We start from the raw sequence: 25,745 nt of genomic DNA on the forward strand, positions 1-25,745 counted from the left end.
TGGCCCCCGGTCGGCGCCCGAAGTCGAAACGCGACGGTCTGCGAGCTACGCCGGCAGCTGCCGCTTCCGGGCCAGCGCCCGCTCGGGCGGCACAGGGGGAGCGGGCGCGTCCAGGGCTCGCAGCATCCGTTCGAGCGTCTCGCGCAGCTCTTCCCGAGCCGGCGACGGCAGGTCCGTCGTGTACTCCACCCCTGCCGGGATCCATGTCAGGCCGTACATCGTCTCCCGGAAGTCCGAACCGCCCACCGGCCAGCGCGTGTGCGCGGCGTCCTCGGCGGTCGCGCCCTGACCCCACTGGCCGAAGTAGTCCCGCATCTCGTTCAGCGGCAGCTCCATCACGGCATCCGCCTCGACGGCCTGACGCGCCCACGAGCGCGCGACGAAGATGAACTCCTCGATCTGCTCCGGCGTCAGGGGCTTCGGCTCGAAGAGCACGCGGGTGTGCGCGACGTCCGCCAGCCGATCCACGCGGAACGTGCGCCAGTCCTCCTTGTCGAGATCCCAGCAGAGCAGGTACCAGTGCCGGTCGGCGGGCGCGAGGGCATGCGGTTCGACGCGGCGATGCGTGACCTCGCCCGACGCCGCCGTGTAGGTGAACCGCACCCGCTCGTGGTCGCGCGTGGCGAGGGCGAGCTCGCCGAGCACCTCGCCCGACACGGCGGCGCCGGCGTTGAGTCCGGCGGGCTGCACGGTCTCGGCCAGCGCGGCGACGCGGCGGCGCAGGGGAGTGGGCAGCACCTGCTCGAGCTTCGCGAGCGCGGTGATGGTCGTCTCGGGACCGCTCACGAGGCGCTGGGATGCCGCCACCCGCAGCCCGATCGCCATCGCCACGGCCTCTTCATCGGTGAGCAGCAACGGTGGCACGGCGCTGCCGGCCTCGAGGCGGTAGCCGCCCGCCGCGCCCGGGATCGACTCGATGCGGTAGCCCAGCTCGCGCAGCCGCTCGACGTCGCGCCGCACGGTGCGCTCGGTCACGCCCAGGCGATCGGCCAGCTCGGAGCCGGGCCAATGCCGGTGAGTCTGGAGCAGGTTGAGCAGCGACAGGGCTCGCGTGGTGGTGTCGGCCATGCCAGAAGAATCTCATGCATCGCGGACAATATCTGTCCGCATCCGCTCGTAGCTTGGGGCCATGGCGAACGAATCGATCATCCAAGCGCAGGGCTTGACCAAGCGCTTCACTGTGAAGGGCAAGACCGTCGAGGCCGTCGACGACCTCGCGTTCGAGGTGTCGCGCGGCGAGCTCGTCGCGTTCCTCGGACCCAACGGCGCCGGCAAATCGACCAGCCTGCGTCTGCTCACGACCCTCATCCCGCCGACATCGGGCACAGCTCGGGTCGTCGGGTTCGACATCCTGAAGCAGCCCGCCGAGGTGCGCGCCCGCATCGGCTACGTCGGCCAGCTCACGAGCGGCAGCTTCTCGCAGCGCGCCCGCGACGAGCTGCTGAGTCAGAGCGCGTTCTACGGCATGTCCAAGGCCGCGGCCCGCGCGCGCGCCGACGAGCTCATCGAGTCCCTCGACCTCGCCGGCTTCGCGACCCGGTCGGTGCAGCAGCTGTCGGGCGGTCAGAAGCGCCGGCTCGACGTCGCTCTCGGCCTCATGCACGCGCCGCCGCTGCTGTTCCTCGACGAGCCGTCGACCGGACTCGACCCGCAGAGCCGCGCCAACCTCTGGCAGCACATCATCGATCTGCGCGCGCAGTACGGCACGACCGTCTTCCTCACGACGCACTACCTCGAGGAGGCCGACCGCTACGCCGAGCGCGTCATGGTCATGGACAAGGGCCGCGTGATCGCCGACGACACCGCGGCACGACTGAAGGCGGAGCTCGCGGGCGACGTGCTCACCTTCGGCTTCGGAAGCGAGACGGATGCTGCGGCCGCCGTCGCCGTGGTGCAGCGGCTCACCGGGCGCGAGGTGCGGCGGGTCGAGGCATCCGTCGTCCTCACCGTGCCGGAGGGTGACGCGCTGCTGCCCGCCGCGGTGCGCGCGCTCGACGCGGCCGGTCTCATGGTGCGGACCGCGACCGGTGTGCCTCCGACGCTCGACGACGTGTTCCTGGCGCTCACCGGCCGCACGCTGCGCGAGGCCGGCGAAGGCGAGGGCGAATCCGACGAGAGCGCGGAGGCGTCGGCCGAGGCATCCGGAACCGCCAAACAGGTGACCGAGACGACAGGAGCGAAGCGATGACCGACCAGATGCAGACTCGGATCGAGAGCCGGCCCGACACCGCAGTGCGGGCGAACCCGGCGCGCGACACGTGGAACGTGCTGACGCGCGAGCTGAAGCCGGTCGTGCGCGATCCGTTCACGCTGATCTTTAGCCTGGTGCAGCCACTGGTGTTCCTCGGGCTGTTCGCGCCGCTGCTCGTCGGCTCGTCGGGCGCGCCGGTGGGCGAGACCCTGCAGTGGTTCGTGCCCGGCGTGCTTGTGATGATCGTGCTGTTCGGCACCGGCGCGACCGGGTCGAACCTGCAGTACGAGATGATGACGGGCTCGCACGAGCGCACGCTGGTCGCGCCGCTCGCGCGATCGTCGCTGCTGGTCGGCCGTGCGCTCAAGGAGATCGCGCCGATCGTCGTGCAGGCGCTGATCATCGTGCTCATCGCGTGGCCGTTCGGCTTCACGATCAACGTGTCCGGACTCGTGATCGGGCTCGCGCTGCTCGCGGTGTTCGGCGTGGGGCTGGGGTCGCTGTCGTACACGCTCGCGCTCAAGACCAAGGACCGCGAGTGGCTCTTCTGGGGCGTGCAGCAGACCCTCATCTTCCCGCTGCTGATCCTGTCGGGCATGCTCCTGCCGCTCGACGAGGGGCCGGCCTGGATGCGCGCGGTCTCGACGGTGAACCCGGTGAACTGGGTCGTTCAGGCCGAACGCGCGCTGTTCGCCGGCGACCTCGGCGCGATCGAGGTGCTGTGGGGCTGGGTCGCGGCGATCGTGCTCGCGGTGGTCGGGCTGGCCGTCGGGATCCGCGCGATGCGCAAGAGCAGCTGACGCGGGATGGATGCCTCGGGCCGGCGCTGCTCGCCGGTCCGAGGCGTTTCGTCTCTGCGTTTCGACGCGCTTCGCTCGCTCACCGAGCGGGGATCGGCGTCGGCAGCGGGGCTTACTGGAGGACCGGAGTCGAGGCGGTGCGGGCGACGGCGACGCGGTCCCCGCCGGCCATCTTCGCCTCGTACATGGCGTGGTCCGCGGCGCGGATGAGCTGGTCCATGACCGGGGCGCCGTCGTTGCCCACCGTCACCACGCCGACGCTCGCCGTGATGGACAGCGCGGGCGGCAGATCGTCGTAGGGCTCCGCGATCGCGGCGCGGATGCGGTCGGCCAGCGCTGCGGCGTCGCCGACGCTGTCCACCGCGGCGACCGCGATGAACTCGTCTCCACCGAACCGCCCGAGCACATCCGACTCGCGGATGACCCCGCGCAACCGCTGCCCGATCTCCCGGAGGAGGGCGTCACCGGCGGCGTGACCGAGCAGGTCGTTCACGGCCTTGAATCCGTCGAGATCGATGAAGATCACGGTGAGTGCCGAGTAGTCCTGGAAGAGCGTGCGCGTGACGTCTTCCTCGATCAGTCGCCGGTTCGGCAGTCCGGTCACCTCGTCGTGCATCGCTGCGCGGCGCAGAGTGTCTTCCAGCCGGATCCGCGCGATCGCCTGAGCCGCCTGATTCGACAGCGCCTCGGCGAGCGGAACGGCTTCTTCGTCGAACTCGCGCGGGTGGTCGAAGAAGCAGACCATGGCACCGACCGCGTCTCCGTGGGACCGCATCGGCGAGGCGATCGCCGCGTGCACGCCGCCCGCGCGATAGATGTCGCTCATCCCGACCCCGGGCACGAAGGAATCCGCATGCTCGGGGGAGCGCACGATCAGCACCTTGCCGCCGAGGAAGGTCGTCGTTCCGGCCGGACGGAGGCCCGCCGGCCAATGGGCGGCGAGCGGGTTCACCCCGGCGACCTGGACCAGCCCGTCGGGTCCGCCGATGTGCACGCTCACCGCGCTCGCGGCGAACGCGCGCTGCGCCACGTCCACCAGGAGTTCTGCCGCATCGGTCTCGGTTCTCACATTGCCGAAGCCGACCGCCGCGTTGAGGAGGATCTGCAGTCGCTGCCTGCCGCGTTCCGTCTTCGCCTCGGCCCCCTGGAACCCCAGATTGAAGGATGACCGCGGCGACACGTCGTAGACGGCGATGCGCTCCGCACCGCTCTCGTCCTCACCGAGCGATCCGACCACCACCGGGCGGACGACCCCTGAGACACCATGCAGAGTGGCATCCGTCGGGCGCATACCGCCCTCGTCCGCGAGCGGCATGCGCAGAGTGAGCAGGGCTTCGAGCGGCTTTCCGATGACGTCCTCACCGTCGGAGCCCAGCCACTTCAGCACTTGCGCGTTGGCATCGAGAATCGTCGACTGACGGTCGACGGTGATCAGCCCGCAGACCGCGAGACCTAGCACGGCAGACTCATGGCGTGCGGGTTGGTCGGTTCGAGGCATCGGGTCGGGGCATCTCCGTGGGTCACGGTGGCCTCCTGGCTTCTCAGTCGAGGCGGCGGGTCTTGGGAACGACGAGTGACGTCGCCTCAGCGGGTGTGTCCAGTCTAGTCGATGCTTCGAAGACTTAGGTAAATATCTTAAATATTTGTGGATCTGAGCTATTCTGGTCCCCACGCGGCTGAGAGAGAATGACGGCATGGCGAACGACACACCGGCGCTGACCCTCGGTGTGGCGTTGCGTCGGTACATCGATGCGCGCAACGCGGCACTGGTGACGGCGCGCGCCAGCCTCGGCATCAGCGATATGGACGCCCGCGCGTTGCTGTTCGTGGTCGGCAATCCGGGTACGCGGCCGACGGCGCTGCGTGAGTATCTCGGCATCACGTCGGCCGGGGTGACGACATTGATCGATCGACTGGTCAGCCGGTCTCTCGTGCGGCGTGATGTCGACCCGGACGACAGGCGCGTGAACCGCATCACCGCCACCATCGACATCGCCGAGGACCCCTGGTCAGAGCTCAACCGATTCGACGACGACTTCGACGCCGCGGTCGGTGCTGCGGATCCGACGCTGGTCCAGAATTCGACCGTCCTCCTCGAGGCCCTGACCGCGGCCACAGTGGGGGCGCGGCGCTGACTCGCCGTCAGGCGTCGTCGGTGCCCTGATACGCGAGCGACTTCGCCTCGAGGAACGCACACAGTTCGGAGACCGCGGCCAGCTCTGCCGACAGTTGGAGCACCCCGGAGGCATCGAGGACGAGGTTCTCCTCACGAGGCTCCATCGTCGCGACCCATGCGGTGGCGTCCGGCGTCTCAGGCTGGATGAAGACGCCGGTCGGAGCGTGACCGAGCCGGAAGACCACGAGGCCGGTGTTCGCGCCGCCGTCGCCGTCCTGCACCGTGACGCGGGCAGCGTCGGCCATGGGCTTTCCCTCCGCGCGATACTCGGCGAGCCAAGACTCCAATGTCTCCCGATTCCGAAACGCCATCGCGATCCTCCTGCTGCCTCCTGCGACGAGAAAAGTATAGGTATCCAGGGATCCCTTCATCGAGACACCGGCCGGGGCGTGGCAGGGCGGACTCTAGCCGATCGTCGTGCTTCGCGCGTCCGCTTGCGGCGGCGCTGCCGCGCAGGGCTGACTTGAGGGATGCGCACCACCCCCGGAGACCTCGAGGATGATCTGGCCGCCGCTGTCGGCGGCGCTGAGATCTTCGCCGTCTACCAGCCGCAGGTGTCGCTGGAGAGCGGGTCGATCGTGGCAGCCGAGGCGCTCTGCCGCTGGCGGCACCCGCGCCTGGGCGACATCGATCCGGTGACGATGATCGGTGTCGCCGAGCGCACCGGGGTGATCCATGCGCTCGGACGGCGGATGCTCGACGAATGTCTCGGCACGCTCGCCGGATGGCGGGAGACGGGCCGTGACTGGGCCGTCTCCGTCAACGTGTCGCCGGTGCAGTTCGAGGACGAATCCTTCGCGGAACACGTCGCCGGCGAGTTCCAGCGACGTGCGCTCGCTCCCGGCTCACTCGTGTTCGAGCTTCCCCATGACCTGCCGCCGGTCGACGATGGTGCGGTGCTGTCGCAGCTGCACGTGCTTCGCGACATCGGTGTGGAGTTCTCGCTGGCAGGTTTCGGTGACGAGCCCCCGTCGCCCGACCTTCTGCGGGGCCTTCCGGTCGCCGAGGTGAAGCTGCCGGGCCACCTGGTGCGGGCTGCCGAGCGGCCCGCGCCGGCATCGCTGCGCGATCGGGTGGAGGTCGCGCACGAACATGGGCTGCGTGTGGTGGCGGAGGGGATCGAGACTCTCACCCATCTCGACATCGCCGTGGAGCTGGGCTGCGATCGTGCGCAGGGGTTCCTCATCCGGCAGCCGCACGAAGAGATCACGTTCCCGTAGATCTAGGATCAAGGGATGACGACGGCGCGACGGCGAGGCATCCTCGCTGTCGTCACCTCGATCATCCTGCTGGCGCTCGGCGCCGGGGTCGCGTTCGCCGTCGGAGACGCGCTCGGCATCCGCACCGAGCCCTCGGCCCAGATGGAGCCGCAAGCCCCTGTCGTGCCCGCGGTCGCCGCCCCGGTCCTCCCGCCTTCGTTCACATTCGACGCCCCCGCCACGGAGCGCGTGTCGGTCGCCCTCGAGGAGTTGACGGATGCGGTGACCGCAGCATCCGGAACCTCCGGCGAAGCCGTGCTCACGGTGCGGATCGACCCGACCCTCGCCGCGACCGACGACGCGTACGCCGTCGAGGGGGATGCCGCCGCGCTGCTCATCCGCGCCGGAGGCGAAGACGGCGTCACGCGCGGCATCTACGACCTCAGCACCCAGGTCCGCGCCGCGGCACCGGTCGCCGACCTCGTCGGCGCGCACGAGGCGTCGCGACTGCCGCTGCGCATGACCGACCTCGGCGCGGTCGGCGTGATCCCCGACCCGACGGAGTGGGAGTCCGGCGACGACTACTCGCACGCGTCGAAGGCGTTCGCCGCGGTGATGCAGCCCGAGCCGCCGTACGTCGACCAGACCGCGCTCGCCGCCGCGTTCGACGACTTCGACGGTTTCCTGCGGCATTCGCTCGCGAACGGGTTCAACGCCGTCGCGTTCCCCGGGTTCGTCGAGTACGTCACCTTCGACGGGGCGCCCGACGGCCCGGTCTACGCCGACGGCGACGACCATCGCGACAAGGCGCTCGCCCTGCGCGACGCGTACGCGCCGTTCTGGGAGCGGGCCGACGAGCTGGGCATGAAGGTGTTCCTGCGCACCGACATGCTCGCGCTCACCGGTCCGCTCGAGCAGTACCTCGCCGACGAGTTCGGCTCGCTCGACACCGAGAACCCCGAGCTCTGGAACGTCTACACCGCCGGCCTCGACGAGCTGTACGACGCGGTGCCCGCGCTCGACGGCGTGCTCATCCGCATCGGCGAGGCCGGTCCGGTCTACGACGTCGGCGGCTGGGACTATTACTCCGCGCTCGAGGTGACATCGGTCGACGCCGTGCGCACGATGCTCGAGGCGTTCACCGCTCAGGCCGAGGCATCCGATCGCGAAGTGATCTTCCGCACGTGGTCCGTCGGCGTCGGCGCCGTCGGGGACATGCACACGAACTCGGAGTCGTACGAGGCGGTGCTCGCACAGCTCGACTCGCCGGCGCTCATCGTGTCGACGAAGTACACGCTCGGCGACTTCTACACGTGGCTGCCCCTCAACGAGACCCTCGAGCAGGGCTCGCAGCGGCGCATCGTCGAGTTCCAGAGCCGGCGCGAGTTCGAGAACTTCGGCGCGTTCCCCAACGACCTCGGCCCGCAGTACCAGTGGGCGCTGCAGCAGCTGCTCGCCGCGAACGACCAGGTCGAGGGCATCTGGGTCTGGACCCAGGACGGCGGTCCGTGGCGCGCCGGACCCATGAGCCTGTACCTGAAGTCGGGATTCTGGCAGCTGTACGAGCTGAACACGCAGCTCGCCGCATCCCTCGCTCAGAATCCCGAGGCCGACGTCGCCGGCATCACCGCGGCGTGGGCCCGGGAGCACTTCTCCGAAGACCCCGCCACGGTCGAGGCGGTCGTCGAGGCGATGACGCACTCCCGCGACGCCATCGCGCAGGGCATGTACGTGCCGCAGTTCGCCGAGCAGCGCGTGTTCGCGATCGGGCTCGAACCGCCGCCCATGATGTGGATCTTCGAGTGGGACATCCTCACCGGCGACTCCGCCGTGCTCGACGTGCTGTATTCGATCGTGCGGGACAGCGGTGCCGACGGAGTCGAAGCGGCGATCGGCGACGGCGCCCAGGCGGCCGAGGCGGTCGAGCAGATGCGCGATCTCGTTTCGGAGACGGATGCCGCGACCTGGCGCTCGCCCGAGATGCGGGCCGCGTTCCTCGACACGCTGGACTACGAGCTCGACACCCTCCGGCTGCTCGAGTCGTATCGCGCGATGATCCTGCATCAAGGTCAGTGGCACGACACGCTCTCGCCCGAGGCTCATGCGCAGTGGGAGTCCGACCGCGTCGTGTACGAGGAGCGCGCGGCCGAGCACCTCGCGAAGTACGAGGGCAACGTGGACTACCCCGCGTTCAACCTCACCGCCGCGCAGCTCGGCGTCGAGCGCGCGGTGCGCGACGAGCCCATGGCGTGGGTCGCCCGCGTGCTGCTCGTGCTCGCCCTGGCCTGGGTCGTGATCGGCATGCTCGCCGCACGCACGAGGCTGGTCGGCAAGCCCGGTGCTGCGGCGGCGCGCGCGACGTGGATCGCGTCGACGCGGCCATGGCGGGCGCGCGAATCCACCCTCGGCCTGCTCGAGCTCGACCGGTGGCTGCTGCTGGTCGTGCCGGCGGGGCTGCTCGTCGCGACGCGCGCGGTGCAGACGTCGTTCCTCTCGTGGACGCACCTCGCCGTCATCATCGGCGCCTGGGTCGTGTTCGCGCTCGTGCTGCGCCTCTTCGTCTGGGAACGCTCGCCGTGGCCGGTCATCGCCGCCGTCGGCGGGGTCGTGATGCTGCGCTGCATCGTGACGCTGTTCGCCCTCTCGTTCACGGGCCCGGGAGGGTACTGGTTCGCGTTCTGGACCGACCCGCTGCTGCGCACGGTCTACATCAGCGTCGCGTTCGCGCTGTTCGTCTGGGTGTTCGTCGCCGCCGGCTGGGCGCTGTCGGCGCAGGTGCGCGCGCGGCGTGCGACCGGATACGTGCTCGCCGCGGTCGGCGCCGGACTGCTCGTGCCTGCGGTGGCCGTCGGGGCGATCGGCCTCGAGACCGCGCTCACGCTCTGGAACGACGAGATGGGTCTGCTGCCCTGGGGTCTCGCCCGCATCCTCGGCATCACGACGTACCTCGAGATCCCGTCCGTGACCCCCTGGGTGGCCGCCGCGTTCGGCGGTGCGCTGCTCCTCGTCGGCCTGCTGCTCGCGGTGCCGTGGCGACAGCGTGGGGGCCCGGCATCCGGTCCCTCCTGAAAGGCGGGAGGGCACGGCTGCGCGTGGTCGGACCACACGTTTCGGAGGAGTACTTTAGAAACATCCCCGAAACAATTCGAAGAGGTATTCACCATGCGCTCACGAAGCACAGCACTCCTGTCCATCGCCGCCGTGTCCGGCCTTCTGCTCGCCGGCTGCGCGTCCACCGCCACCCCCGAGCCGACGTCCTCGTCGGCTGCTGACTCCGTCGTGACCTCGTCGGTCACCGAGCCCGCCGCTGCCGGTGACCGCGTCGGCGCCGACGGCACCGAGCTCGAGGTGTGGAGCAGCATCGTCCCCGACGAGAGCGCCGCCGCCACCCTCGACGAGCCCGCCGAGGGCAACCAGTGGGTCACCGTCAACGTCGCCCAGTGGGTGTCGGAGAAGGGTCAGTCCGACGTGGATGTGGCGCCCGTCCTGCGCTCCACCACGGATGAGTCGTTCTCGGCCGATGCGGTCTCGCAGCGCTCCGTCGAGGTTCCGATGACGCCCGAGAAGTCCTACACGTTCGTGTGGAGCTTCCAGGTTCCCGAGGACCTCGTCGACACCGAGACCCTCGTGGTCTGCGTCGGCTCGGGCGACGAGGGCTGCAGCAGCCTCGTCGCCGAGTGATCGCCAGGCGTCGGCCGCCCCACGGCCGGCGCCTGATCCACCGCGTTCGCGCCGTGTGCCTTCGGGTGCACGGCGCGTTCGCGTGCGCGGACGCTCAGGGCGCTGAAGCGGCGGGGGCCGTCACGGCCGCCGTTTCAGTCCTCGCCGCCGAGCATGATCTCGTGGCAGAGGGCGCGGCTCGTGTCCACGTGGCGCAGCGCGACATCGGCAGCCGCGTCGGCGTCGCGCTTCGCGAGGGCCTCGACCAGCTCCCGATGCTCGGCGAGCAGGATCTCGGGCGACCGGTTCTGGCGGAGCACCCAGTGGAGCCGCCCCTCGAGCGGCTCGAGGGTCGACGCCAGGATGCGGTTGTGCGCCATGCGCGGCAGGGCGTCGTGGAAGGCCTGGTTCAGCTCGGCGACCGCACCGAGGTCGCCCCGCACGAGCGCGGCGTCGGCTTCGTCGGCGATGGCGGCGAGCGCCTGGATCTCCGCATCCGTCGCCCGCGCGCTCGCGAGTCGCGCGCACTGCACGTCGAGGGCGACGCGCACGTCGAAGAGGTCGTCGACGTCCTCCTTCGCCAGCACCGTGACGATGACGCCGCGACGCGGCACCTCCTGCACGAAGCCCTCGCCCTTGAGGAGGGTGAGCGCTTCACGGACCGGGACGCGCGAGACACCCATCTCTTCAGCGAGCACTCGCTCCACCAGGCGGTCGCCGGGCACGAGATCGCCGCGCACGATGCGGTCGCGAAGGAGATCCCGCACGCGTTCGCGCAGCGGTTGATGCGTCGCGCCGATCGTGGCGTCTGCCGCCGTGCCGGCGGATGAGGGCTGGGCAGTCACGGGCAGACTCAGACCGGCTGCAGCGTGCGGCTGTCGACGATGACCTTGCCGAGGGGCATGAGCGAGATCGGGACGAGCTTGAAGCTCGCGATGCCCAGCGGAATGCCGATGATCGTGATGCACAGCGCGATGCCGGTGATGATGTGACCGATCGCCAGCCACCAGCCGGCGAGGATCACCCAGACGACGTTGCCGAGGAACGAGCCGACCCCCGACGTCGGCTTGTCGACGATGGTCCGGCCGAACGGCCAGAGGGCGTAGAGGCCGATGCGGAACGAGGCGACGCCCCACGGGATGGTGAGGATCAGGATGCACAGCACCACCCCCGCCAGCATGTAGCCGAGGAACATCCAGAAGCCCGACAGCACGAGCCAGATGATGTTGAGGAGGGTGCGCATGAGGTCCATCTTGCCCACTCGCCGCTGAAAGCTCCCCCCAGCCGGCCCCCGAGTCTTGCGTGCTGCCGTGGTCGCCGATCTTCCCCGCCGCGTGGTGCGTCCCTAGGCTCGGGGGATGCTCAGGTCGCGGGAGAACCCCACCGTCGGGGACGTGCTGGGCGAGATCCTGCGCCGCGCGGCGGCCGAGGTCGAGCAGAGCGCCGCCGCAGCCCTGGCCGACGAGCCCGACGGGGTGCATCAGCACCGTGTGCGGGTGCGGCGCCTGCGCAGTGTGCTCGGGGGGTTCCGCGAGGCGCTCGACACGCGAGCTGTCGAGCGGGTGCGGGTCGCGTACGCCGAGTGGGGCCGCGAACTCGGCGTCGTGCGCGACATCGAAGTGCGCGCTGATGTCGCGGAGGAGATGCTGGAGCGCGCCGGGATCGACGACCCGGCCGTCGTGCATCGGCTCGTCGAGAGCCAGCGCGAGGCGTACCCCGCTGCGCACGGGCGACTCGTGGAGCTCGCCCGATCGCCGCGGGCGGAGGAGCGCGCACGGCTGCTGCGGGAGTTCGTCGACCCGGTGGTCGTCGTCGAGCCGGATCGGGCCGCAGCGGCCGTGCTCGCCACCGTGCTCGCGCAGCAGGCGCGGCGCGTGGAGAAGGCCGAGGGCCGACTCGACGGCTCGGACGAGGCGCACCACGAGCTGCGCAAGGCCGCACGCCGAACGCGGTACGTCGCCGAGGCGATCGCGGACGTGGCGCCGGACGTGTTCCCCCCGCAGGTCGAAGCCATCGCCGATGCCGGCGACCACCTGCATGACGCGCTCGGCGCGCACCGCGATGCGATGCTGCTCGCGCGGCGGGTGTCCCACGAAGGGGCGCTCGCCGGCCGGGCGGGCGAGCTGTCCGACGCGTACGAGACGATCGCCGACCTGCTGCGCGACGAGGCCGAGGAACGGCTGAAGGAGGTGCCGCCGGCGCTGAAGCGCCTGAAGGCGGCGGCATCGCGGCTGCCGTGAGGCGCAGCATCCGCGCTCTGCACCCACGTGAGCCGGGCGGCGTGGGTGTCGGCGTGCGCGCCTAGACTTGACGGGCAATGACGGACGCCAGCACCCCCATCATCGTCGGCAGAGACATCGGCCCTCAGGCCGCCGGCGCACGCCTCGACGAGGACCTGCTCGAAGGGCTCAACCCGCAGCAGCGGGAGGCCGTGACCTACCGCGGGCAGGCGCTGCTCATCGTGGCCGGCGCGGGATCGGGCAAGACCAGCGTGCTGACGCGGCGCATCGCGTCGCTGCTGCGAGGCCGCGAGGCGTGGCCGAGTCAGATCCTGGCGATCACGTTCACCAACAAGGCCGCCGGCGAGATGCGAGAGCGCGTCGAGCAGCTCGTGGGCGACTCGTCGCGCGGCATGTGGATCTCGACCTTCCACTCGGCGTGCGTGCGGATCCTCCGGCGCGAGGCCGAGCAGTTCGGCTTCACCAAGTCCTTCACGATCTACGACTCGGGCGACTCGCGCGCGCTCATCAAGCGCCTCGTCAAGGAGCACGAGGCCGACGCGTTCGGTCTCACTCCCGCGGCCACGCAGTCGAAGATCTCGCGGCTCAAGAACGAGCTGGCGGATGCGGAGTCCTACGCCCGCACGGCCAACATGAGCGACCCTGCCGAGCGCGTGTTCGTCGAGTTGTTCGGCGCGTACCAGCGGGAGCTGCAGAAGGCGAACGCCTTCGACTTCGACGACCTCATCGGGCAGACGGTGTTCCTGTTCCGCGCGTTCCCGCAGGTCGCCGACGTGTACCGGCGGCGGTTCCGCCACGTGCTGGTCGACGAGTACCAGGACACCAACCACGCGCAGTACGCGCTGATCCACGAGCTGACGCGTCCGCCGGGATCGGATGCTGCACCCCTCGCCGGCTCCGGCGGCATGATGATCTTCGAGCCCGAGCCGGCCGCCGAAGAGGGCGCGTCGCTCACCGTCGTCGGTGACTCCGACCAGTCGATCTACGCGTTCCGCGGCGCCGACATCCGCAACATCAGCGAGTTCGAGAAGGACTACCCGGGCGCCAAGGTGGTGCTGCTCGAGCAGAACTACCGGTCGACGCAGAACATCCTGTCGGCCGCGAACGCCGTCATCAGCCACAACTTCGACCGCAAAGACAAGAAGCTGTGGACCGACGTCGGCGAGGGTGAGCAGATCGTCGGCTTCACGGGCTACTCGCAGCACGACGAGGCGCAGTTCGTCGCCGACGAGATCGAGGCCCTGCGCCGCGCCGGCGTGGACTACTCGCAGGTCGCGGTGTTCTACCGCACCAACTCGCAGTCCCGTGCCCTGGAAGAGATCTTCATCCGCTCGGCGCTGCCCTACAAGATCATGGGCGGCACGAAGTTCTACGAGCGTGCCGAGATCAAGGACGCCCTGGCGTACCTCGTCGCGGTCGCCAACCCGGCCGACGAGATGGCGATGCGCCGCATCATCAACCGCCCGCGCCGCGGCATCGGCGACGTGACGATCGAGACGATCTCGCGGTACGCGGCCGACCAGCAGATCACGTTCCGCGACGCGCTCGCGAACTCGTCGGCGCTGGGTGTCGGCCCCAAGATCCAGGCGGCCATCGCACATCTCGACGCGGTGCTGGCCGAGGCATCCGAGATCATGCTTCCGGCGTCGGGCGAGCTCGCCCCGCCCACCGCGGTCGCCGAGGGACTGACGCTGCTGCTGAACAAGAGCGGCTACTACGACGCGCTGCGCGCCAGCAAGGACGCGCAGGACGAAGCGCGTATCGAGAACCTCGACGAGATGGTCGCCGTCGCCCGCGAGTTCGCGCGCAACAACCCCGAGGGCACCTTGCTCGACTTCCTGACCGAAGTCGCTCTCGTGTCCGATGCCGACGACCTCGAGGACGCCTCGGGCTCGGTGTCGCTCATGACGATGCACACGGCGAAGGGCCTCGAGTACGACGCCGTGTTCGTCACGGGTGTCGAAGAGGACCTCATCCCGCACCGGATCTCGGCGGGGGAGCCCGGCGGCCCCCAGGAGGAGCGACGGCTGTTCTACGTGGGCATCACGCGAGCCCGCAAGCGTCTGTACCTTTCGCTCGCGATGACCCGTGCGCAGTTCGGCGAGGTGACGGTGGCGATGCCGAGCCGGTTCCTGCAGGAGATCCCGGCCGAGCTGCTGCACTGGCGCCAGTCTCCGGGCGACGTCAACTCGCGCGGCGGAACGCAGTCGCGCGCGCTGAACGCGCGCCGCGATTCGGGGTCGGGCTCCGGCTTCGGCGGTTCGGGCAGCCGGCGCTACGGCGATGACCTGGTGCCGCTGGCGCGGCGCGAGCCGTCGGGCAACCTCGAACGTTTCGCGAACAAGATCCCCGCCAAGGTGCGCGACAACGGCGACCTCGAGCTGGCGCCCGGCGACCGCATCCGTCACGACGACTTCGGTGAGGGCCGCGTCGACGCCGTCACCGGCGAGGGCGCGAAGCGCGTCGCCCACGTGCGGTTCGACTCGGCGGGCCCGAAGAAGCTGCTGATCAAGATCGCCCCGATCGCCAAGCTCTGACGCGGGCTCAGTCGCGGGGCGCCGTGTCCTCGACCAGCAGGTGGTGGTGGGCCAGGCGGCGGAGGGCGAGCATCACCGGCTCGTACAGCGCGGTGCCGAGCACCGCGTAGGGCACCGCCTCGGCGCGCGACATGCCGGCCATCGGTGCGAGCTCTTCGGCCGCGACCCGGCGCATCGCGTCGCCGTAGCGGCGGAGCACGGCGGGGGAGGCATCCAATCCCGCCGCTTCCAGGGCCCGCAGCGCCTCGTCGAGCTGGGGGACCGCGGTGAAATCGGGGTCGTAGGTGAGGCCGAGTTCGCCGATCGCCTCTCGTGCGCGGGGGTAGTCGTCGCGGTCGGACTCGACGTACGGCGGGAGGGCGCCCACCGCACGCCCCAGGGTCGCGATGGGGTCGTCGTCGGGGGCGTCGATCAACGCGAGGATGTCGCGCACACGAGACAGGGGGAGTCCGCGCACATCGGCCAGTGCGCCGATGAGCGTGAGGCGGGCGAGGTGCTCCTCGCCGTACTCCGCGCGCGTCGGTGAGAGAGCCTCGCCTCGGGGAAGCATGCCCTCGCGGATGTAGAACTTCACGGTCGCCACGGGAACCCCGCTGCGCTCCGACAGCTCCGAGATCTTCATGACGCCGCCCCCTCGGTCTTGACATTGGATACTATAGCTATCCAATATTGGAGAGCGAAACTATCCAACGGAGGCCACGATGGACCCGATCCTCACGATCGTCGCCGGCGCGACGATCCTCACCGTCATCGGCATCATGTCGGGCGGCACCTTCCTGCTGCGGATCGCGACGCGCGGTCTGCCCTTCAACGGGCTGCAGAAGACCTTCTTCCGCGCCGGGCACGCGCACGCCGGCGTGCTCGTGATCCTGGGGCTCGTGAGCCTCCTCCTGGTGTCGGCGGCCGGAGTGCCGCTGCCGTGGCAGTGGGCCTCGGTCGGCGTGCTCGCGAGCGCGCTCCTCATTCCCGGCGGCTTCTTCCTGTCGGTGCGGGGACGCGACCCTCAGCGCCCCGGGCGCGCGATCGCGCTCCTGTGGGCCGGGGTGGTCGTGCTCGCAGCATCCCTTCTCGCCGTCGGTGTCGGCGTGATCGTCGCCGGGGTCTCCGCGCTGGGGTGAGGTCCGCGGCGTCGGCGCCGCGCGGTGGTCACGTCGTGGTCGCAACGCAGGACTACGGGGGCCGGGTGTGCCGGGATCCCTGCCGTCCCGCGAGAGTGGGCGCGCGCCGTCGCCGACGATCCTGAGAACGGCACGCGATCGAGCGGCGCGGGCGGGTTAGGCTCGCACAATGGCCTTGTTCTCGCGCCGTCCGAAGAAGCCCGCCGAGCAGCCGTCGACCTCCCCCGAGCCCGCACAGGCTGAGGGCGTCGCGGCCGAACTCGCATCCGACGGGGCGGCCGCTCCTTCCGCCGCGGCGGAGGCTCCGGCACCGGAGGCGCCCGCTTCGGAGACGGATGCCGCTGCCCCGGCGGCGGAGTCCGGCACCGCGCCCGACGCGCCGGCGGAGAGTGGAGAAGCCGTGGGGACGGTGTCCATCTCCCTCTCGTCGTTCGGCGGGCTCGGGGTGTCTCCCGCGGCGTCTGCGCAGGTTCAGCCGGCCGAGCCGCGCGAGCCTCAGGCCGGCGAGACCGTCCCTCCGGGACCGCAGCCGCGCATGGGTGTGCGGGAGTGGATGCGCACGGCGCCCGAGCAGACCGAGACGGTGCCGGGGCTGCGCGACAATGTGCTGCTGCGCGCCGCGCTCGGGCGGATCGGCGACGCTCCGGCGTCGCAGGCGCTGCTCGATGTCGCGCGGCAGCTGATGCAGGGGCACCTGTTCCTGCGGGTCAAGGGTGACGCCCGGGCGCTCCTCGCCGAGGGGAAGGGTCTGCCGCTCGCGATCGCGAACTCGGGCGAGCGCACGTTCGCCCTCGTCTACTCGAGCGGCGCCGCACTTCAGGCGAGCGTCAAGGCCGACGGCGATGTCGAGACCTCGGCGATGGGCCAGCCCGTGCTCACGGTGCTGCGGCACGTGTTCGCCAGTGCCTACGACGGGATCATCATCGACCCCGCGTCCGCGCCGTCCCGCGCGGTGCTGCCGAAGGAGCTCCTGGAACGCGCCGTCGAGCAGGCCGATCCGCAGCTGACCGTGAAGACCCTGCTCGCGGCGGAGCGCACCCCCGAGATGAACGGCAAGGTGGCCGAGGCGCTCACCCGCGTGCCCCTCTGGGTCGCGGTGGGGGTCGCGGACAGCGGCGCACCCGGCCTCGCGGAGGGACGCGACGCGGAGGGGCGTCGCTTCCTCGAGGTGTACTCGCATCCGCTCGAGATCGCGGTCATGGGTCGCGGTGACAACGCCGGTCCGATCACCGGCGCACAGCTCGCCAAGGCGTTGCGCAGCGACGAGGGGATCACGGGTGTGGTGGTCGACCCCGCGGGGCCGTGGATCCGGCTCAGCCGCGAGGACCTCGCACCGGTGCTCGCGCTCGCCGACTGAGGGTTCCCGCCGCGCGGGACAGCCCCGTTCCCACGGTGAGCGGGGTGCCTGTCCCACGTCCCCTCCACCCGCCGCCTGCGCGTCGAGCGGAGCCTCTGGTCGTGTGGCCCCTGTCGTGACTCCCCGGTAGCGTCTGATCCATGGCGTCCCCGCGGATCACCCTCACCGTGCCCGGTCCCGACGGCGATCGCGAGGTGGGGATCTCCAATCCCGACCGGGTGATCTGGCCGGAGGTCGGCATCACGAAGCGCGAGCTCGCGGAGTACCTCATCGCGGTGCAGGAGCCCTTCCTCGCCGCCAACGGCGACCGCCCCGTCTCGCTCGAGCGGTTCCCCGAGGGCGTCGACGGCGAGCGCTTCTACTCGAAGAACCCGCCGAAGGGGGCGCCGGCCTTCGTCGAAGCCCAGACCGTCACGTACAACAGCGGGCGGCGGCATCCGCAGATCATCCTCACCGAGATCGCCGCGGCCGTCTGGGCCGTGCAGATGAACACGATCGTCTTCCACCCGTGGGCGTCGCTGACGGCGAACACCGACAACCCCGTCGAGCTGCGCATCGACCTCGATCCGCAGCCGGGAACGGATTTCACGGATGCTGCCGCCATCGCCCCCGCGATGCGCGACGTCCTCGCCGAGGCGGGTCTGACGGCGTTCCTCAAGACCAGCGGCAATCGCGGCATCCACGTGTTCTGTCCCATCGAACCGGAGTGGGAGTTCCTCGACGTGCGGCACGCGGTCATCGCCGCCGGCCGCGAGCTCGAGCGGCGTCTTCCCGACAAGGTGACGATGAACTGGTGGAAGGAGGAGCGCGGCGAGCGCATCTTCATCGACTTCAACCAGGCGAACCGCGACCGTACGATGGCCGGCGCCTACAGCCCGCGGGCGCTGCCGAACGCGACCGTGTCGACGCCGCTCACGTGGGACGAGCTGGAGGCCGGGGTCGACCCGTCCGCATTCACGGTACGGACGGTTCCGCAGCGCCTGGCCGACGTCGGCGACCCGTGGGCGGACCTGCTCGCGAAGCCGGGGCGCATCGACACGCTGCTGGAGTGGTGGCAGCGCGACCTCGACGACGGGCTCGGCGAACTGCCGTTCCCGCCCGACTTCCCGAAGATGCCCGGCGAGCCGCCGCGCGTGCAGCCGAGCCGCAAGAACGAGGCGAACTGGCCCAAAGACGACGCCTGAGCGTGCGGTCGGGGCGGCGCCCCGCAGTGCGGAACTCACCCCGAGTCGGCGGACGCCCGCGTGCCGGGACGACCCGCGGGAGCGCCGGTGGTCGAGGCGGGCCAGGGATGCCTCCGTCAGCAGTGACCCTGACCGCACCGTACACCCGCCCCGGGCGGGCGAAAAGAGCACAGCCCGCAGCATCCGCCCGCTGCCGAAGGCGTCAGACGAGGACGTCAGCCAAGTCGTACGCGGCGACCACCTCGAGCTGCTCGTACGTGCACGAGCGCGGATCGCGGTCGGGGCGCCAGCGCTCGAACTGCACGGTGTGGCGGAAGCGCCAGCCTTCGAGCTGGTCGTATCGAACCTCGAGCACGCGCTCGGGGCGCAGCCGCACGAACGATGAGTCGGCCCGACCCGCCTGGAAGCGCGACTTCTCACCCTCGCCGCGCAGCGCCTCGCCGTCGGCGTCGCGCTCGACGAGGGGGGCGAGCTCGTCGATGAGCTCGAGCCGGCGGGCGTTGCTCCAGGCGGCCACGCCCCCCACGGGGTAGAGCGTGCCGTCCTCGCCGTACAGGCCGACGAGCAGCGAGCCGACGCCCTCGCCGGACTTGTGGATGCGATAGCCCAGCGCCACCACATCGGCCGTGCGCGCATGCTTGATCTTGAACATCGTGCGCTTGCCCGGGGCGTAGGGCTGGTCGAGCGGCTTCGCGACCACGCCGTCGAGCCCGGCACCCTCGAACTCGGCGAGCCAGCGGCGGGCGAGATCGGGGTCGTCGGTCGTGCGCGTGACGTGCACGGGGTCGGGCACGTCACGCAGCAGATCGACGAGCGTCTGCCGCCGCGTCTCGAACGGTTCGTCCTGGAGGTCGCGGTCGCCGACGGCCAGCAGGTCGAACGCGATGAACATCGCCGGAGTCGTCTCGGCGAGCATGTTCACACGTGAGGCAGCGGGGTGGATGCGCTGCGACAGCGACTCCCAGTCGAGCCGGCGTCGCCCGTCGCGGTCGACCGGCACGACGATCTCGCCATCGAGCAGGCACGGCTCGGGCAGGAGCCGCGCGAACGCCTCGACGAGCTCGGGGAAGTACCGCGTCAGCGGCTTCGCGCCGCGCGAGCCGATCTCGACGTTCTCGCCGTCCCACGAGATGAGAGCGCGGAACCCGTCCCATTTCGGCTCGTAGCTCAGCCCGCCCGTCACCTTCGCCGGTTCGGGAACGTCGGGGACGGACTTCGCGAGCATCGGCGCAGGGATCTCGTACGGCATGCGTCTCATCCTGCCGTTCCCCGCCGATACCCGACACCCCGGCTGCGGCCCGGCGTCCGCGCCGACGTCGGGCCGACGTCGGGCCGACGCGGACGCAGGGTCAGGCCGACGTCGAGGCAGACGCGGATGCGGCGTAGAGCGCGGCCGCCTCGGCGCGGTTGGCCGCCCCGATCTTGGCGAGGATCGCCGACACGTGCACCGACGCGGTCTTCGGGCTGATGAACAGCCGCCGGCCGATCTGCGGATTGGTGAGTCCCTCGGCCACCAGCTCGAGCACCTGGAGCTCGCGCGGGGTGAGCGTCGCGATGACGCCGCCCTCGCTCACGTGTTCGGCCTCCGCAGCGGGCGCGAGCCGGGCACGCGCCGTGAGCTCGGCGGCCCAGCGGCCCACCCGGGCCACCCCGTCACCGGACGCCGCGGACTGAACCTCCGCCAGGAGCGCGGCGGCCGCGTCGCGTTCGCCGGCGTCGAGGAGGGCGAGGGCGAGACGGCACCGGGCAAGATGCCGGTGCCACACCGCCAGGAGGTCGTCGGCCGGCCCGTCGACGAGTGACCGCCATGCGGCGATGCGGAGCTCGGGGCCGGCGCCGGCGGCATCGACGAGCAGAGCGCGCACGAACTCGGCGTGCGCGTCGGCCGCCGCGTGATCCGGCCACGTCTCGATCGCCGCGGCCAGCCGGTCACGGACCTCCGGGTCGACGGGGCGGTCGGGCGCGAGAGTGAGAAGCGCCGCGGTCACCACTGCATAGCGGCGCACCGAGGGCGTGCCCGTGTCGGAGGCGATGTCGAAGAGGTCGGCGAGCACGCCGGTGATCACATCGCTCGTCGCCCCCGCGCTCGTCCCGCGCAACGTGAGCAGCGCCTCCGCGCGCTCGACGGCCCACCACCCCCGCTTGTCGGGGAACCGTCGGCGCGAGTCTTCGATCGTGGCGCGTTCGGCCAGGAGGAGCTCCGCTCGCTCGGCGTCGCGGTCGTCCCAGGTCAGGTGCGAGGCCAGCATCCGGACGATGGACGCACCGTGCAGCGGATTCTTCATCAGTCGCCGCGCACGCTGCGCGTATCGTCGCGCGGCCTCGGGACGCCCGGTCGCGAAGAGCGCGACGGCGAGCGCGTACGCGAGCCCTGAACCCGACCCCCGCTCGATGCCGGCCCGGACGACGTCCTCATAATGCTGCGCGCCGACGACGGCGGCCTCGTCGAACCGCCCGACGCGCAAGAGCATGCCGGTGAGGGCGGATCCCGCGTACGCGCGCATCGCCGGGTCGAGGCGCAGCGTCACCGCGCGCTCGAGGGGTGCCAGGGCTCCCACTTCGTCGTCCTCGTCGCCGGCGATGCGCCATGCCTCCACTGTGAGCGCGACGGCGAGCGCGGCGTCGTCGCCGGCCTCCTCTGCCAGGGCGATCGCGCGTGCGGCATGCTCGGCGGCATCGGTTCCGTGCTCTTCGAGCGCGATGTTGGTGAGCACGCGTGACAGGAGGATGCGCGCCCGGGGTGCATCGATGCCCTCCAGAAGCGAGGCGGCCTTCTCGAGATCCTTGCCGCTGCCGCGGTGCTCGGCGTTGTACGTCTGCACGAAGCGCTGCCGCAGCAGCGCAGCGCGCGTGATCGGGTCGTCGGGGCACACCGCGAGGCCCTCGTTCGCCGATCGCAGCGAGCGCTCCGCCTCGCCGAGATCGTGCCAGGACTGGGCGGCCGCGAGGTGCAGCTCGGGGAGGGTCGTGCCGGCGCGCGTCTCGGCATCCGGAACCTGCTCCCACAGCTCGGTGAGACGCTCGGCGAGCTTCGCCGACGTGGCCGGCGAGAACCGTGACTTCGACTGCTCGAGAGCCGCGACGGTCGCGTCGAAGGCGGCGGTGAGATCGCGGGCGGCGAGCCAGTGCTCCGCGGCCGCGGAGGCGGCATCGGGGGAGTCGCCGCCGTGGTCGCGCAGATGCTCGGCATAACGACGGTGCACGCGCACGCGCTCGCTGGGAAGCATCTCGCCCTCCACCGCCTCGCGCGTGAGGGCATGACGGAACCGGTAGCCCGCGCCGTCGGCGAGGATGACGCGCGTATCTATCGCGGCGCGCACGGCGTGGTCGAGGGCCTCCTCGTCGAGCGCCGTGACGGCCGCGAGCACGTCGTCGTCGACGTGCATGCCGCCGGCTGACATCGTCCGCACGGCCTGTTGGGCCTCTTCCCCGAGCCGGGCGTATCGCGCGAGCACGAGCTCGCGCAGCGTGTCGGGAAGTGCGCGGTCGCCGAGGTCGACGAGCTCCTCGACGAGGAACGGGATGCCGCCGCTGCGCTCCGCGAGGGCGTCGACGGCGCGGGGGTCACGGCCGCCGACCAGCTGCGCGACCTGCTCGGCGACCTCGTCGGGGCTGAGGGGCGTGACCTCGACGCGGACGACCGAGCGGGTGCGGTCGAGCTCGGCGAGCAGCGGGCGGAGGGGATGGAATCGATCGATGTCGTCGGAGCGGTAGGTCGCGACGATGGTGAGGTGCCGCCCTCGGAGTGTGCTGGCCAGGGTCTTGAGCAGCGCCAGGGTGGCGGCATCCGCCCACTGCAGGTCTTCGAGCACGACGACGACGTGACGTCGCTGCGAGAGGCGCTCGAGGAGCACCTCGATCGCCTCGGCGAACTCTCCGGCCGGCTCGTCGGAGCCGGGCGCCTCGTCGGCGATCCCGGGGACGAGCGCCGCGAGGCTCGCGATCGCGGCCGCGGAGCCGGCGGCCTCGCGCAGCGCGTCGGTGCCGAGCGCGGTGTGCAGGTCGCGCAGCACGCGACGCACCGGGCCGAACGCGGCGCCGATGGGTCCGAGGTCGACGCACTGCCCGAACGCGATGACGGGTGCGTCGTCGGGGCGCGCGCCGAGAGGGTCGCCCGTCACGAGCGCGAGGAACTCCTGCACCAGTCGCGTCTTGCCGACCCCCGCTTCGCCGCGCACGACGACGGTGCGCGGGACTGCACCCACGCCGTCGTCGTACGCCTCGAGCAGGGCGGCGAGCTCGGTGTGCCGGCCGACCATGCGCGGGCTCGAGGCAAGAGCGGGCATGGTCATATCGTGGCACCTTCCCCGTGCCGGCGGACCCTCATCGCGTGGCGACGAACGTCGTGCGTCGGGCGGAGCTCATCGGACGGATGCCGGTTCGTCGCATCAGCATCCTCAGATCCGTGGAGTCCCGGTCAGTGGCCCGCGATGGCGGTGGCACCCGCACCGTGGTGCAGAACCCCGCGGAACCAGGCCGCCAGCGGCAGCCCGGCAGGCCGAGCCGGCGACTGCCCGCGCTCGCGGTGGGCGCGCATCATCTCGTTCTGGCGAGCGAGGTCGGCGGCGCGGTGCTGGTCGAGGATGTATCCGGTGTACGTCGTGTCGTTCATGGGTCTCTCCTGTCTGCGGCGGAACCGTCGGAATCGGTTCCGGTCGTGCTGACAGGTACGACTCTCCTCGCTGAGGCGGGTGCTCCTCATCGGGCGATCGCCGTGTTTTGGCGGCTGCGGGTACCTTAGACGCCGCACCGGCTGCCTTAGTGCGACGCCGGTGCGCGAGGCGGGCCCGTCCGGTCCTCGCCGCACGCGCCCGGCATCAGTCGGCGACGGGGTGCTTCGGCCGCGCCCACCGTGCCGGCAGATCGGGCCCGTCCCAGACCTGCACGACGCCCCACGCGGCTGCGGCGATCGGCACCGCGAGCACTGCGCCGACGATGCCGCCGAGCACCGTGCCCACGGTCAACGCGACCAGGATCACGAAGGCGTGCAGCTTCATCGACCGGCCCATCAGCACCGGCTGCAGGAAGTTGCCCTCGAGCTGGTTGACCAGCACGACCACGCCGACGACGAGGAGGGCGTTCACCCAGCCGTTGGCGACGAGCGCGACGAGCGCGGCGATGATGCCGGCGAGCGTGGCACCCACGATCGGGATGAACGCGAGCAGGAAGACCAGCACCGAGAGGGGGATCGCGAGCGGCACCTGGAGGATGAGCAGACCGATCAGGATGCCGATCGCGTCGACCGCCGCGACCGTCGCGGTGCCGCGCACGTAGGAGCCCAGCACGGTGGTGGTCTTGTCGCCGATGCGCCGCGCACGCAGGTAGTCGGCGCCGTGGAACGGCCGGAGCAGGAACTCCCACATCTGGGGCCCGTCCTTGAGGAAGAAGAACAGGATCGTCACCATCAGCACGAGCCCGGTGACGAAGTTGGCGACGGCGCTCACTCCGGCGAGGGCGCCGGAGCCGAACTGCGCGCTCGTGACGAAGTCGGTGAGAGTGGCGACCCACTCGTCGATCTGGTCCGGCTGCAGGAAGTCGAACGGCAGCGTCTGCACCCAGGCGAGGAGGCTCTGGAGTCCGTCTTCAGCCTGGGCGTACAGGTCAGCCCACTGGTTCTGCACCGCCCACGCGATGAGCCAGCCGAGGAGGCCCAGCAGCACCACGATCGCGAGCATCGTGATGAGGGTCGCGAGGATCGAGGGGACGCCGCGGCGCCGCATCCAGCTCATCACGGGGTGGAAGGCGCAGGCGAGGATGAGCGCGATCACGAGGGGGATGGTCACGATCGTCAGCGACTGGATCGTGAAGACGATCCCCGCGACCACCGCCACCACGACGATGATCTGGATCGACCGGATGCCGAGCTTGCCGAAGCCGTCGGCCCACAGGCTCCATGGCGCACGGGTGGCCTTCGGCTCGACGTCGTGCGACTCGAGGACCACGCGCTGCGGGTCGTTGCGGAACAGTCCCATGTGCCGAGGGTAGGGGGCGCCGGCACGAACCTGCGCGGGTTGCGCCGGAGCGCCGCCAAGAGCTAGGCGAATGCGCTCATGCCCGTGATGTCCCGGCCGATGAGCAGGGCCTGGATGCTCTCGGTGCCCTCGTAGGTGTGGATCGCCTCGATGTCGGCCAGGTGCTGCATGACACCGTTCTCGAGCAGGATGCCGTTGCCGCCGAGCATGTCGCGGGCGGTCGATGCGATCCGGCGCGCGGCGCGGGTGTTGTGGTACTTCGCGAGCGAGGCCTGCGTCGGCCGCAGCTCGCCGCGCTCCTCGAGATCGGCCATCCACCGGCAGTACAGCTGCATCGCCGTGAGCTCCTCGAGCATGTTCGCGAGGCGCTCCTGCACCATCTGGAACTTCGCGAGGGGCTTGCCGAACTGGATGCGCTGCTGCGAGTACGCGAGGGCCGCCTCGTAGCAGGCGGTCGCGTGGCCCAGTGCCGACCACGCGACGCCCGAGCGGGTCGAGTACAGCACGGTCGAGGCATCCTTGAAGCTCTTCGTGCCGGGGAGCACCGCATCGGACGCCACGCGCACGCCGTCGAGCACGATATGCGCCTGATGGATGCCGCGCAGCGACGCCTTGCCGGCGATCACCGTGCCGGTGTAGCCCGGGGTGTCCTGCTCGACCAGGAAGCAGCGCACCGCACCGTGGAACTCGTCGCCGGGGGCGTCGATGCGCGCCCACACGAAGGTGATGCCGCCCGAGGCGCCGTTGCCGATCCACTTCTTCGCGCCGTCGATCACCCACTCCTGCGTTGCGGCGTCCCGGCGGGCCACGGTCTCGAGGGACACCGAGTCCGATCCGTGGTCGGGTTCGGTGAGGGCGAAGGATGCGGCGACCTCGCCGCGTGCGACCGGCACGAGCCAGCGGGCCTGCTGCTCGTCGCTGCCGAACAGCGCCAGTGTGCGCAGGGCCAGGCCGCCCTGGACCGCGAGCACCGTGCCGAGCGAGCCGTCGCCGCGCGAGATCTCCATGTTCACCAGGCCCGCAGCCAGCGGCGAGAAGCGGGTGAGCGCCGGATGCGCGATGCCGTCGTTGAAGAGATCCAGCTCGCCGCCGCGCATCGCGATGTCGAGCGGGTACTCGCCGGTGTCCCATGCCTGCTGCATGCGCGTGCCCACCTCGTTGACGTACGCCTGCGCGCGCTCCCACACCTCGCGATCGGCGGCGGGAATGTCGGCGAACACCGCGTAATAGTCGGTGCCGCGACGGCGGGTGACGTCGTAGCCCTCGACGCGCTGGCCGGGGCGGGGCTCGAAGTCGGTCATGATCGGACTC

Annotated in this window: 22 protein-coding genes; 11 read left to right on the forward strand and 11 right to left on the reverse strand. The window is 70.9% G+C overall.

The annotated features are described in order from the left end of the window. Nucleotides 1-45: 45 nt before the first annotated feature. Entirely contained in the window at nt 46-1,068 is a 1,023-nt protein-coding gene (locus AC3A46_RS06900) for a helix-turn-helix transcriptional regulator (protein ID WP_487664462.1), read from the reverse strand. A 61-nt stretch (nt 1,069-1,129) separates the two neighbouring features. Between AC3A46_RS06900 and AC3A46_RS06905 the strand changes: the two genes are divergently transcribed. Next, a complete protein-coding gene (locus AC3A46_RS06905) occupies nt 1,130-2,188 on the forward strand; it encodes an ATP-binding cassette domain-containing protein (protein ID WP_487664463.1) in 1,059 nt (352 codons plus the stop codon). Then, nucleotides 2,185-2,991 (forward strand): ABC transporter permease, encoded by an 807-nt coding sequence (locus AC3A46_RS06910; protein WP_487664464.1) that lies wholly within the window; start codon nt 2,185-2,187, stop codon nt 2,989-2,991. The genes AC3A46_RS06905 and AC3A46_RS06910 overlap by 4 nt, the downstream gene beginning before the upstream one ends. 112 nt (nt 2,992-3,103) lie before the next feature. Here AC3A46_RS06910 and AC3A46_RS06915 read toward each other — a convergent pair whose 3' ends face one another. Then, nucleotides 3,104-4,450: a sensor domain-containing protein gene (locus AC3A46_RS06915; protein ID WP_487664465.1), complete on the reverse strand. Its 1,347-nt coding sequence runs from the start codon at nt 4,448-4,450 to the stop codon at nt 3,104-3,106. A gap of 235 nt (nt 4,451-4,685) precedes the next feature. Here AC3A46_RS06915 and AC3A46_RS06920 point away from each other — a divergent pair, with 235 nt between their 5' ends. Next, nucleotides 4,686-5,126, forward strand: coding sequence for a MarR family transcriptional regulator (locus tag AC3A46_RS06920; RefSeq protein WP_487664466.1), 441 nt, complete (start codon nt 4,686-4,688; stop codon nt 5,124-5,126). A 7-nt stretch (nt 5,127-5,133) separates the two neighbouring features. On the opposite strand, the gene AC3A46_RS06925 is transcribed toward AC3A46_RS06920, so the two are convergent. Next, nucleotides 5,134-5,412 (reverse strand): hypothetical protein, encoded by a 279-nt coding sequence (locus AC3A46_RS06925; RefSeq protein ID WP_487664467.1) that lies wholly within the window; start codon nt 5,410-5,412, stop codon nt 5,134-5,136. Nucleotides 5,413-5,637: 225 nt separating this feature from the next. Between AC3A46_RS06925 and AC3A46_RS06930 the strand changes: the two genes are divergently transcribed. The 3 genes from AC3A46_RS06930 to AC3A46_RS06940 all read left to right on the forward strand — a co-directional run bounded on the left by AC3A46_RS06930 (nt 5,638) and on the right by AC3A46_RS06940 (nt 10,047). Next, nucleotides 5,638-6,387, forward strand: coding sequence for an EAL domain-containing protein (locus tag AC3A46_RS06930; protein ID WP_487664468.1), 750 nt, complete (start codon nt 5,638-5,640; stop codon nt 6,385-6,387). 15 nt (nt 6,388-6,402) lie between these two features. Continuing rightward, a complete protein-coding gene (locus AC3A46_RS06935; RefSeq protein WP_487664469.1) occupies nt 6,403-9,435 on the forward strand; it encodes a hypothetical protein in 3,033 nt (1,010 codons plus the stop codon). 93 nt (nt 9,436-9,528) lie between these two features. Next, nucleotides 9,529-10,047: a hypothetical protein gene (locus AC3A46_RS06940; protein WP_487664470.1), complete on the forward strand. Its 519-nt coding sequence runs from the start codon at nt 9,529-9,531 to the stop codon at nt 10,045-10,047. A gap of 134 nt (nt 10,048-10,181) precedes the next feature. Here AC3A46_RS06940 and AC3A46_RS06945 read toward each other — a convergent pair whose 3' ends face one another. Beyond that, a complete protein-coding gene (locus AC3A46_RS06945) occupies nt 10,182-10,871 on the reverse strand; it encodes a GntR family transcriptional regulator (RefSeq protein ID WP_487664471.1) in 690 nt (229 codons plus the stop codon). An 8-nt stretch (nt 10,872-10,879) separates the two neighbouring features. After that, the gene (locus tag AC3A46_RS06950; RefSeq protein WP_487664472.1) at nt 10,880-11,269 is read right to left on the reverse strand and encodes a YccF domain-containing protein; all 390 of its coding nucleotides are present in this window, start codon (nt 11,267-11,269) and stop codon (nt 10,880-10,882) included. 115 nt (nt 11,270-11,384) lie between these two features. Between AC3A46_RS06950 and AC3A46_RS06955 the strand changes: the two genes are divergently transcribed. Further along, nucleotides 11,385-12,266 (forward strand): CHAD domain-containing protein, encoded by an 882-nt coding sequence (locus tag AC3A46_RS06955; RefSeq protein WP_487664473.1) that lies wholly within the window; start codon nt 11,385-11,387, stop codon nt 12,264-12,266. A 77-nt stretch (nt 12,267-12,343) separates the two neighbouring features. Next, nucleotides 12,344-14,803 (forward strand): ATP-dependent helicase, encoded by a 2,460-nt coding sequence (locus AC3A46_RS06960; RefSeq protein WP_487664474.1) that lies wholly within the window; start codon nt 12,344-12,346, stop codon nt 14,801-14,803. A 7-nt stretch (nt 14,804-14,810) separates the two neighbouring features. Here the strand turns inward: AC3A46_RS06960 and AC3A46_RS06965 are convergent, their stop codons facing one another. Further along, entirely contained in the window at nt 14,811-15,425 is a 615-nt protein-coding gene (locus tag AC3A46_RS06965) for a MerR family transcriptional regulator (RefSeq protein WP_487664475.1), read from the reverse strand. Between the two features lie 79 nt (nt 15,426-15,504). On the opposite strand from AC3A46_RS06965, the gene AC3A46_RS06970 reads away from it, so the two are divergent. The 3 genes from AC3A46_RS06970 (at nt 15,505) to ligD (ending at nt 18,462) form a co-directional block, all read left to right on the forward strand. After that, the gene (locus tag AC3A46_RS06970; protein WP_487664476.1) at nt 15,505-15,921 is read left to right on the forward strand and encodes a hypothetical protein; all 417 of its coding nucleotides are present in this window, start codon (nt 15,505-15,507) and stop codon (nt 15,919-15,921) included. Nucleotides 15,922-16,090: 169 nt separating this feature from the next. Beyond that, nucleotides 16,091-17,278, forward strand: a complete 1,188-nt coding sequence (locus tag AC3A46_RS06975) for an SseB family protein (protein ID WP_487664477.1) — start codon at nt 16,091-16,093, stop codon at nt 17,276-17,278. 140 nt (nt 17,279-17,418) lie between these two features. After that, complete coding sequence (gene ligD / locus AC3A46_RS06980) at nt 17,419-18,462, forward strand: non-homologous end-joining DNA ligase (RefSeq protein WP_487664478.1); 1,044 nt, start codon at nt 17,419-17,421, stop codon at nt 18,460-18,462. Nucleotides 18,463-18,664: 202 nt separating this feature from the next. Here ligD and AC3A46_RS06985 read toward each other — a convergent pair whose 3' ends face one another. The 5 genes from AC3A46_RS06985 to AC3A46_RS07005 form a co-directional block, all read right to left on the reverse strand. Beyond that, nucleotides 18,665-19,711, reverse strand: coding sequence for an ATP-dependent DNA ligase (locus tag AC3A46_RS06985; RefSeq protein WP_056370876.1), 1,047 nt, complete (start codon nt 19,709-19,711; stop codon nt 18,665-18,667). A 100-nt stretch (nt 19,712-19,811) separates the two neighbouring features. Beyond that, complete coding sequence (locus AC3A46_RS06990) at nt 19,812-22,748, reverse strand: ATP-binding protein (protein WP_487664479.1); 2,937 nt, start codon at nt 22,746-22,748, stop codon at nt 19,812-19,814. A 131-nt stretch (nt 22,749-22,879) separates the two neighbouring features. Beyond that, nucleotides 22,880-23,074: a hypothetical protein gene (locus AC3A46_RS06995; protein ID WP_487664480.1), complete on the reverse strand. Its 195-nt coding sequence runs from the start codon at nt 23,072-23,074 to the stop codon at nt 22,880-22,882. Between the two features lie 205 nt (nt 23,075-23,279). Next, the gene (locus AC3A46_RS07000; RefSeq protein ID WP_487664481.1) at nt 23,280-24,434 is read right to left on the reverse strand and encodes an AI-2E family transporter; all 1,155 of its coding nucleotides are present in this window, start codon (nt 24,432-24,434) and stop codon (nt 23,280-23,282) included. 62 nt (nt 24,435-24,496) lie between these two features. Then, nucleotides 24,497-25,735: an acyl-CoA dehydrogenase family protein gene (locus tag AC3A46_RS07005; protein WP_487664482.1), complete on the reverse strand. Its 1,239-nt coding sequence runs from the start codon at nt 25,733-25,735 to the stop codon at nt 24,497-24,499. Nucleotides 25,736-25,745 lie beyond the last annotated feature (10 nt).

This window comes from Microbacterium sp. Soil_C_42, assembly GCF_057656735.1.

What these genes read in the sequence shown, in the direction of transcription:
- AC3A46_RS06900 (WP_487664462.1), bottom strand. Translation starts at nt 1,068, where the DNA reads ATGGCCGACACCACCACGCGAGCCCTGTCGCTGCTCAACCTGCTCCAG.
- AC3A46_RS06905 (WP_487664463.1), top strand. Translation starts at nt 1,130, where the DNA reads ATGGCGAACGAATCGATCATCCAAGCGCAGGGCTTGACCAAGCGCTTC.
- AC3A46_RS06910 (WP_487664464.1), top strand. Translation starts at nt 2,185, where the DNA reads ATGACCGACCAGATGCAGACTCGGATCGAGAGCCGGCCCGACACCGCA.
- AC3A46_RS06920 (WP_487664466.1), top strand. Translation starts at nt 4,686, where the DNA reads ATGGCGAACGACACACCGGCGCTGACCCTCGGTGTGGCGTTGCGTCGG.
- AC3A46_RS06925 (WP_487664467.1), bottom strand. Translation starts at nt 5,412, where the DNA reads ATGGCCGACGCTGCCCGCGTCACGGTGCAGGACGGCGACGGCGGCGCG.
- AC3A46_RS06930 (WP_487664468.1), top strand. Translation starts at nt 5,638, where the DNA reads ATGCGCACCACCCCCGGAGACCTCGAGGATGATCTGGCCGCCGCTGTC.
- AC3A46_RS06935 (WP_487664469.1), top strand. Translation starts at nt 6,403, where the DNA reads ATGACGACGGCGCGACGGCGAGGCATCCTCGCTGTCGTCACCTCGATC.
- AC3A46_RS06940 (WP_487664470.1), top strand. Translation starts at nt 9,529, where the DNA reads ATGCGCTCACGAAGCACAGCACTCCTGTCCATCGCCGCCGTGTCCGGC.
- AC3A46_RS06950 (WP_487664472.1), bottom strand. Translation starts at nt 11,269, where the DNA reads ATGCGCACCCTCCTCAACATCATCTGGCTCGTGCTGTCGGGCTTCTGG.
- AC3A46_RS06955 (WP_487664473.1), top strand. Translation starts at nt 11,385, where the DNA reads ATGCTCAGGTCGCGGGAGAACCCCACCGTCGGGGACGTGCTGGGCGAG.
- AC3A46_RS06960 (WP_487664474.1), top strand. Translation starts at nt 12,344, where the DNA reads ATGACGGACGCCAGCACCCCCATCATCGTCGGCAGAGACATCGGCCCT.
- AC3A46_RS06965 (WP_487664475.1), bottom strand. Translation starts at nt 15,425, where the DNA reads ATGAAGATCTCGGAGCTGTCGGAGCGCAGCGGGGTTCCCGTGGCGACC.
- AC3A46_RS06970 (WP_487664476.1), top strand. Translation starts at nt 15,505, where the DNA reads ATGGACCCGATCCTCACGATCGTCGCCGGCGCGACGATCCTCACCGTC.
- AC3A46_RS06975 (WP_487664477.1), top strand. Translation starts at nt 16,091, where the DNA reads ATGGCCTTGTTCTCGCGCCGTCCGAAGAAGCCCGCCGAGCAGCCGTCG.
- ligD (WP_487664478.1), top strand. Translation starts at nt 17,419, where the DNA reads ATGGCGTCCCCGCGGATCACCCTCACCGTGCCCGGTCCCGACGGCGAT.
- AC3A46_RS06985 (WP_056370876.1), bottom strand. Translation starts at nt 19,711, where the DNA reads ATGCCGTACGAGATCCCTGCGCCGATGCTCGCGAAGTCCGTCCCCGAC.
- AC3A46_RS06990 (WP_487664479.1), bottom strand. Translation starts at nt 22,748, where the DNA reads ATGCCCGCTCTTGCCTCGAGCCCGCGCATGGTCGGCCGGCACACCGAG.
- AC3A46_RS06995 (WP_487664480.1), bottom strand. Translation starts at nt 23,074, where the DNA reads ATGAACGACACGACGTACACCGGATACATCCTCGACCAGCACCGCGCC.
- AC3A46_RS07000 (WP_487664481.1), bottom strand. Translation starts at nt 24,434, where the DNA reads ATGGGACTGTTCCGCAACGACCCGCAGCGCGTGGTCCTCGAGTCGCAC.
- AC3A46_RS07005 (WP_487664482.1), bottom strand. Translation starts at nt 25,735, where the DNA reads ATGACCGACTTCGAGCCCCGCCCCGGCCAGCGCGTCGAGGGCTACGAC.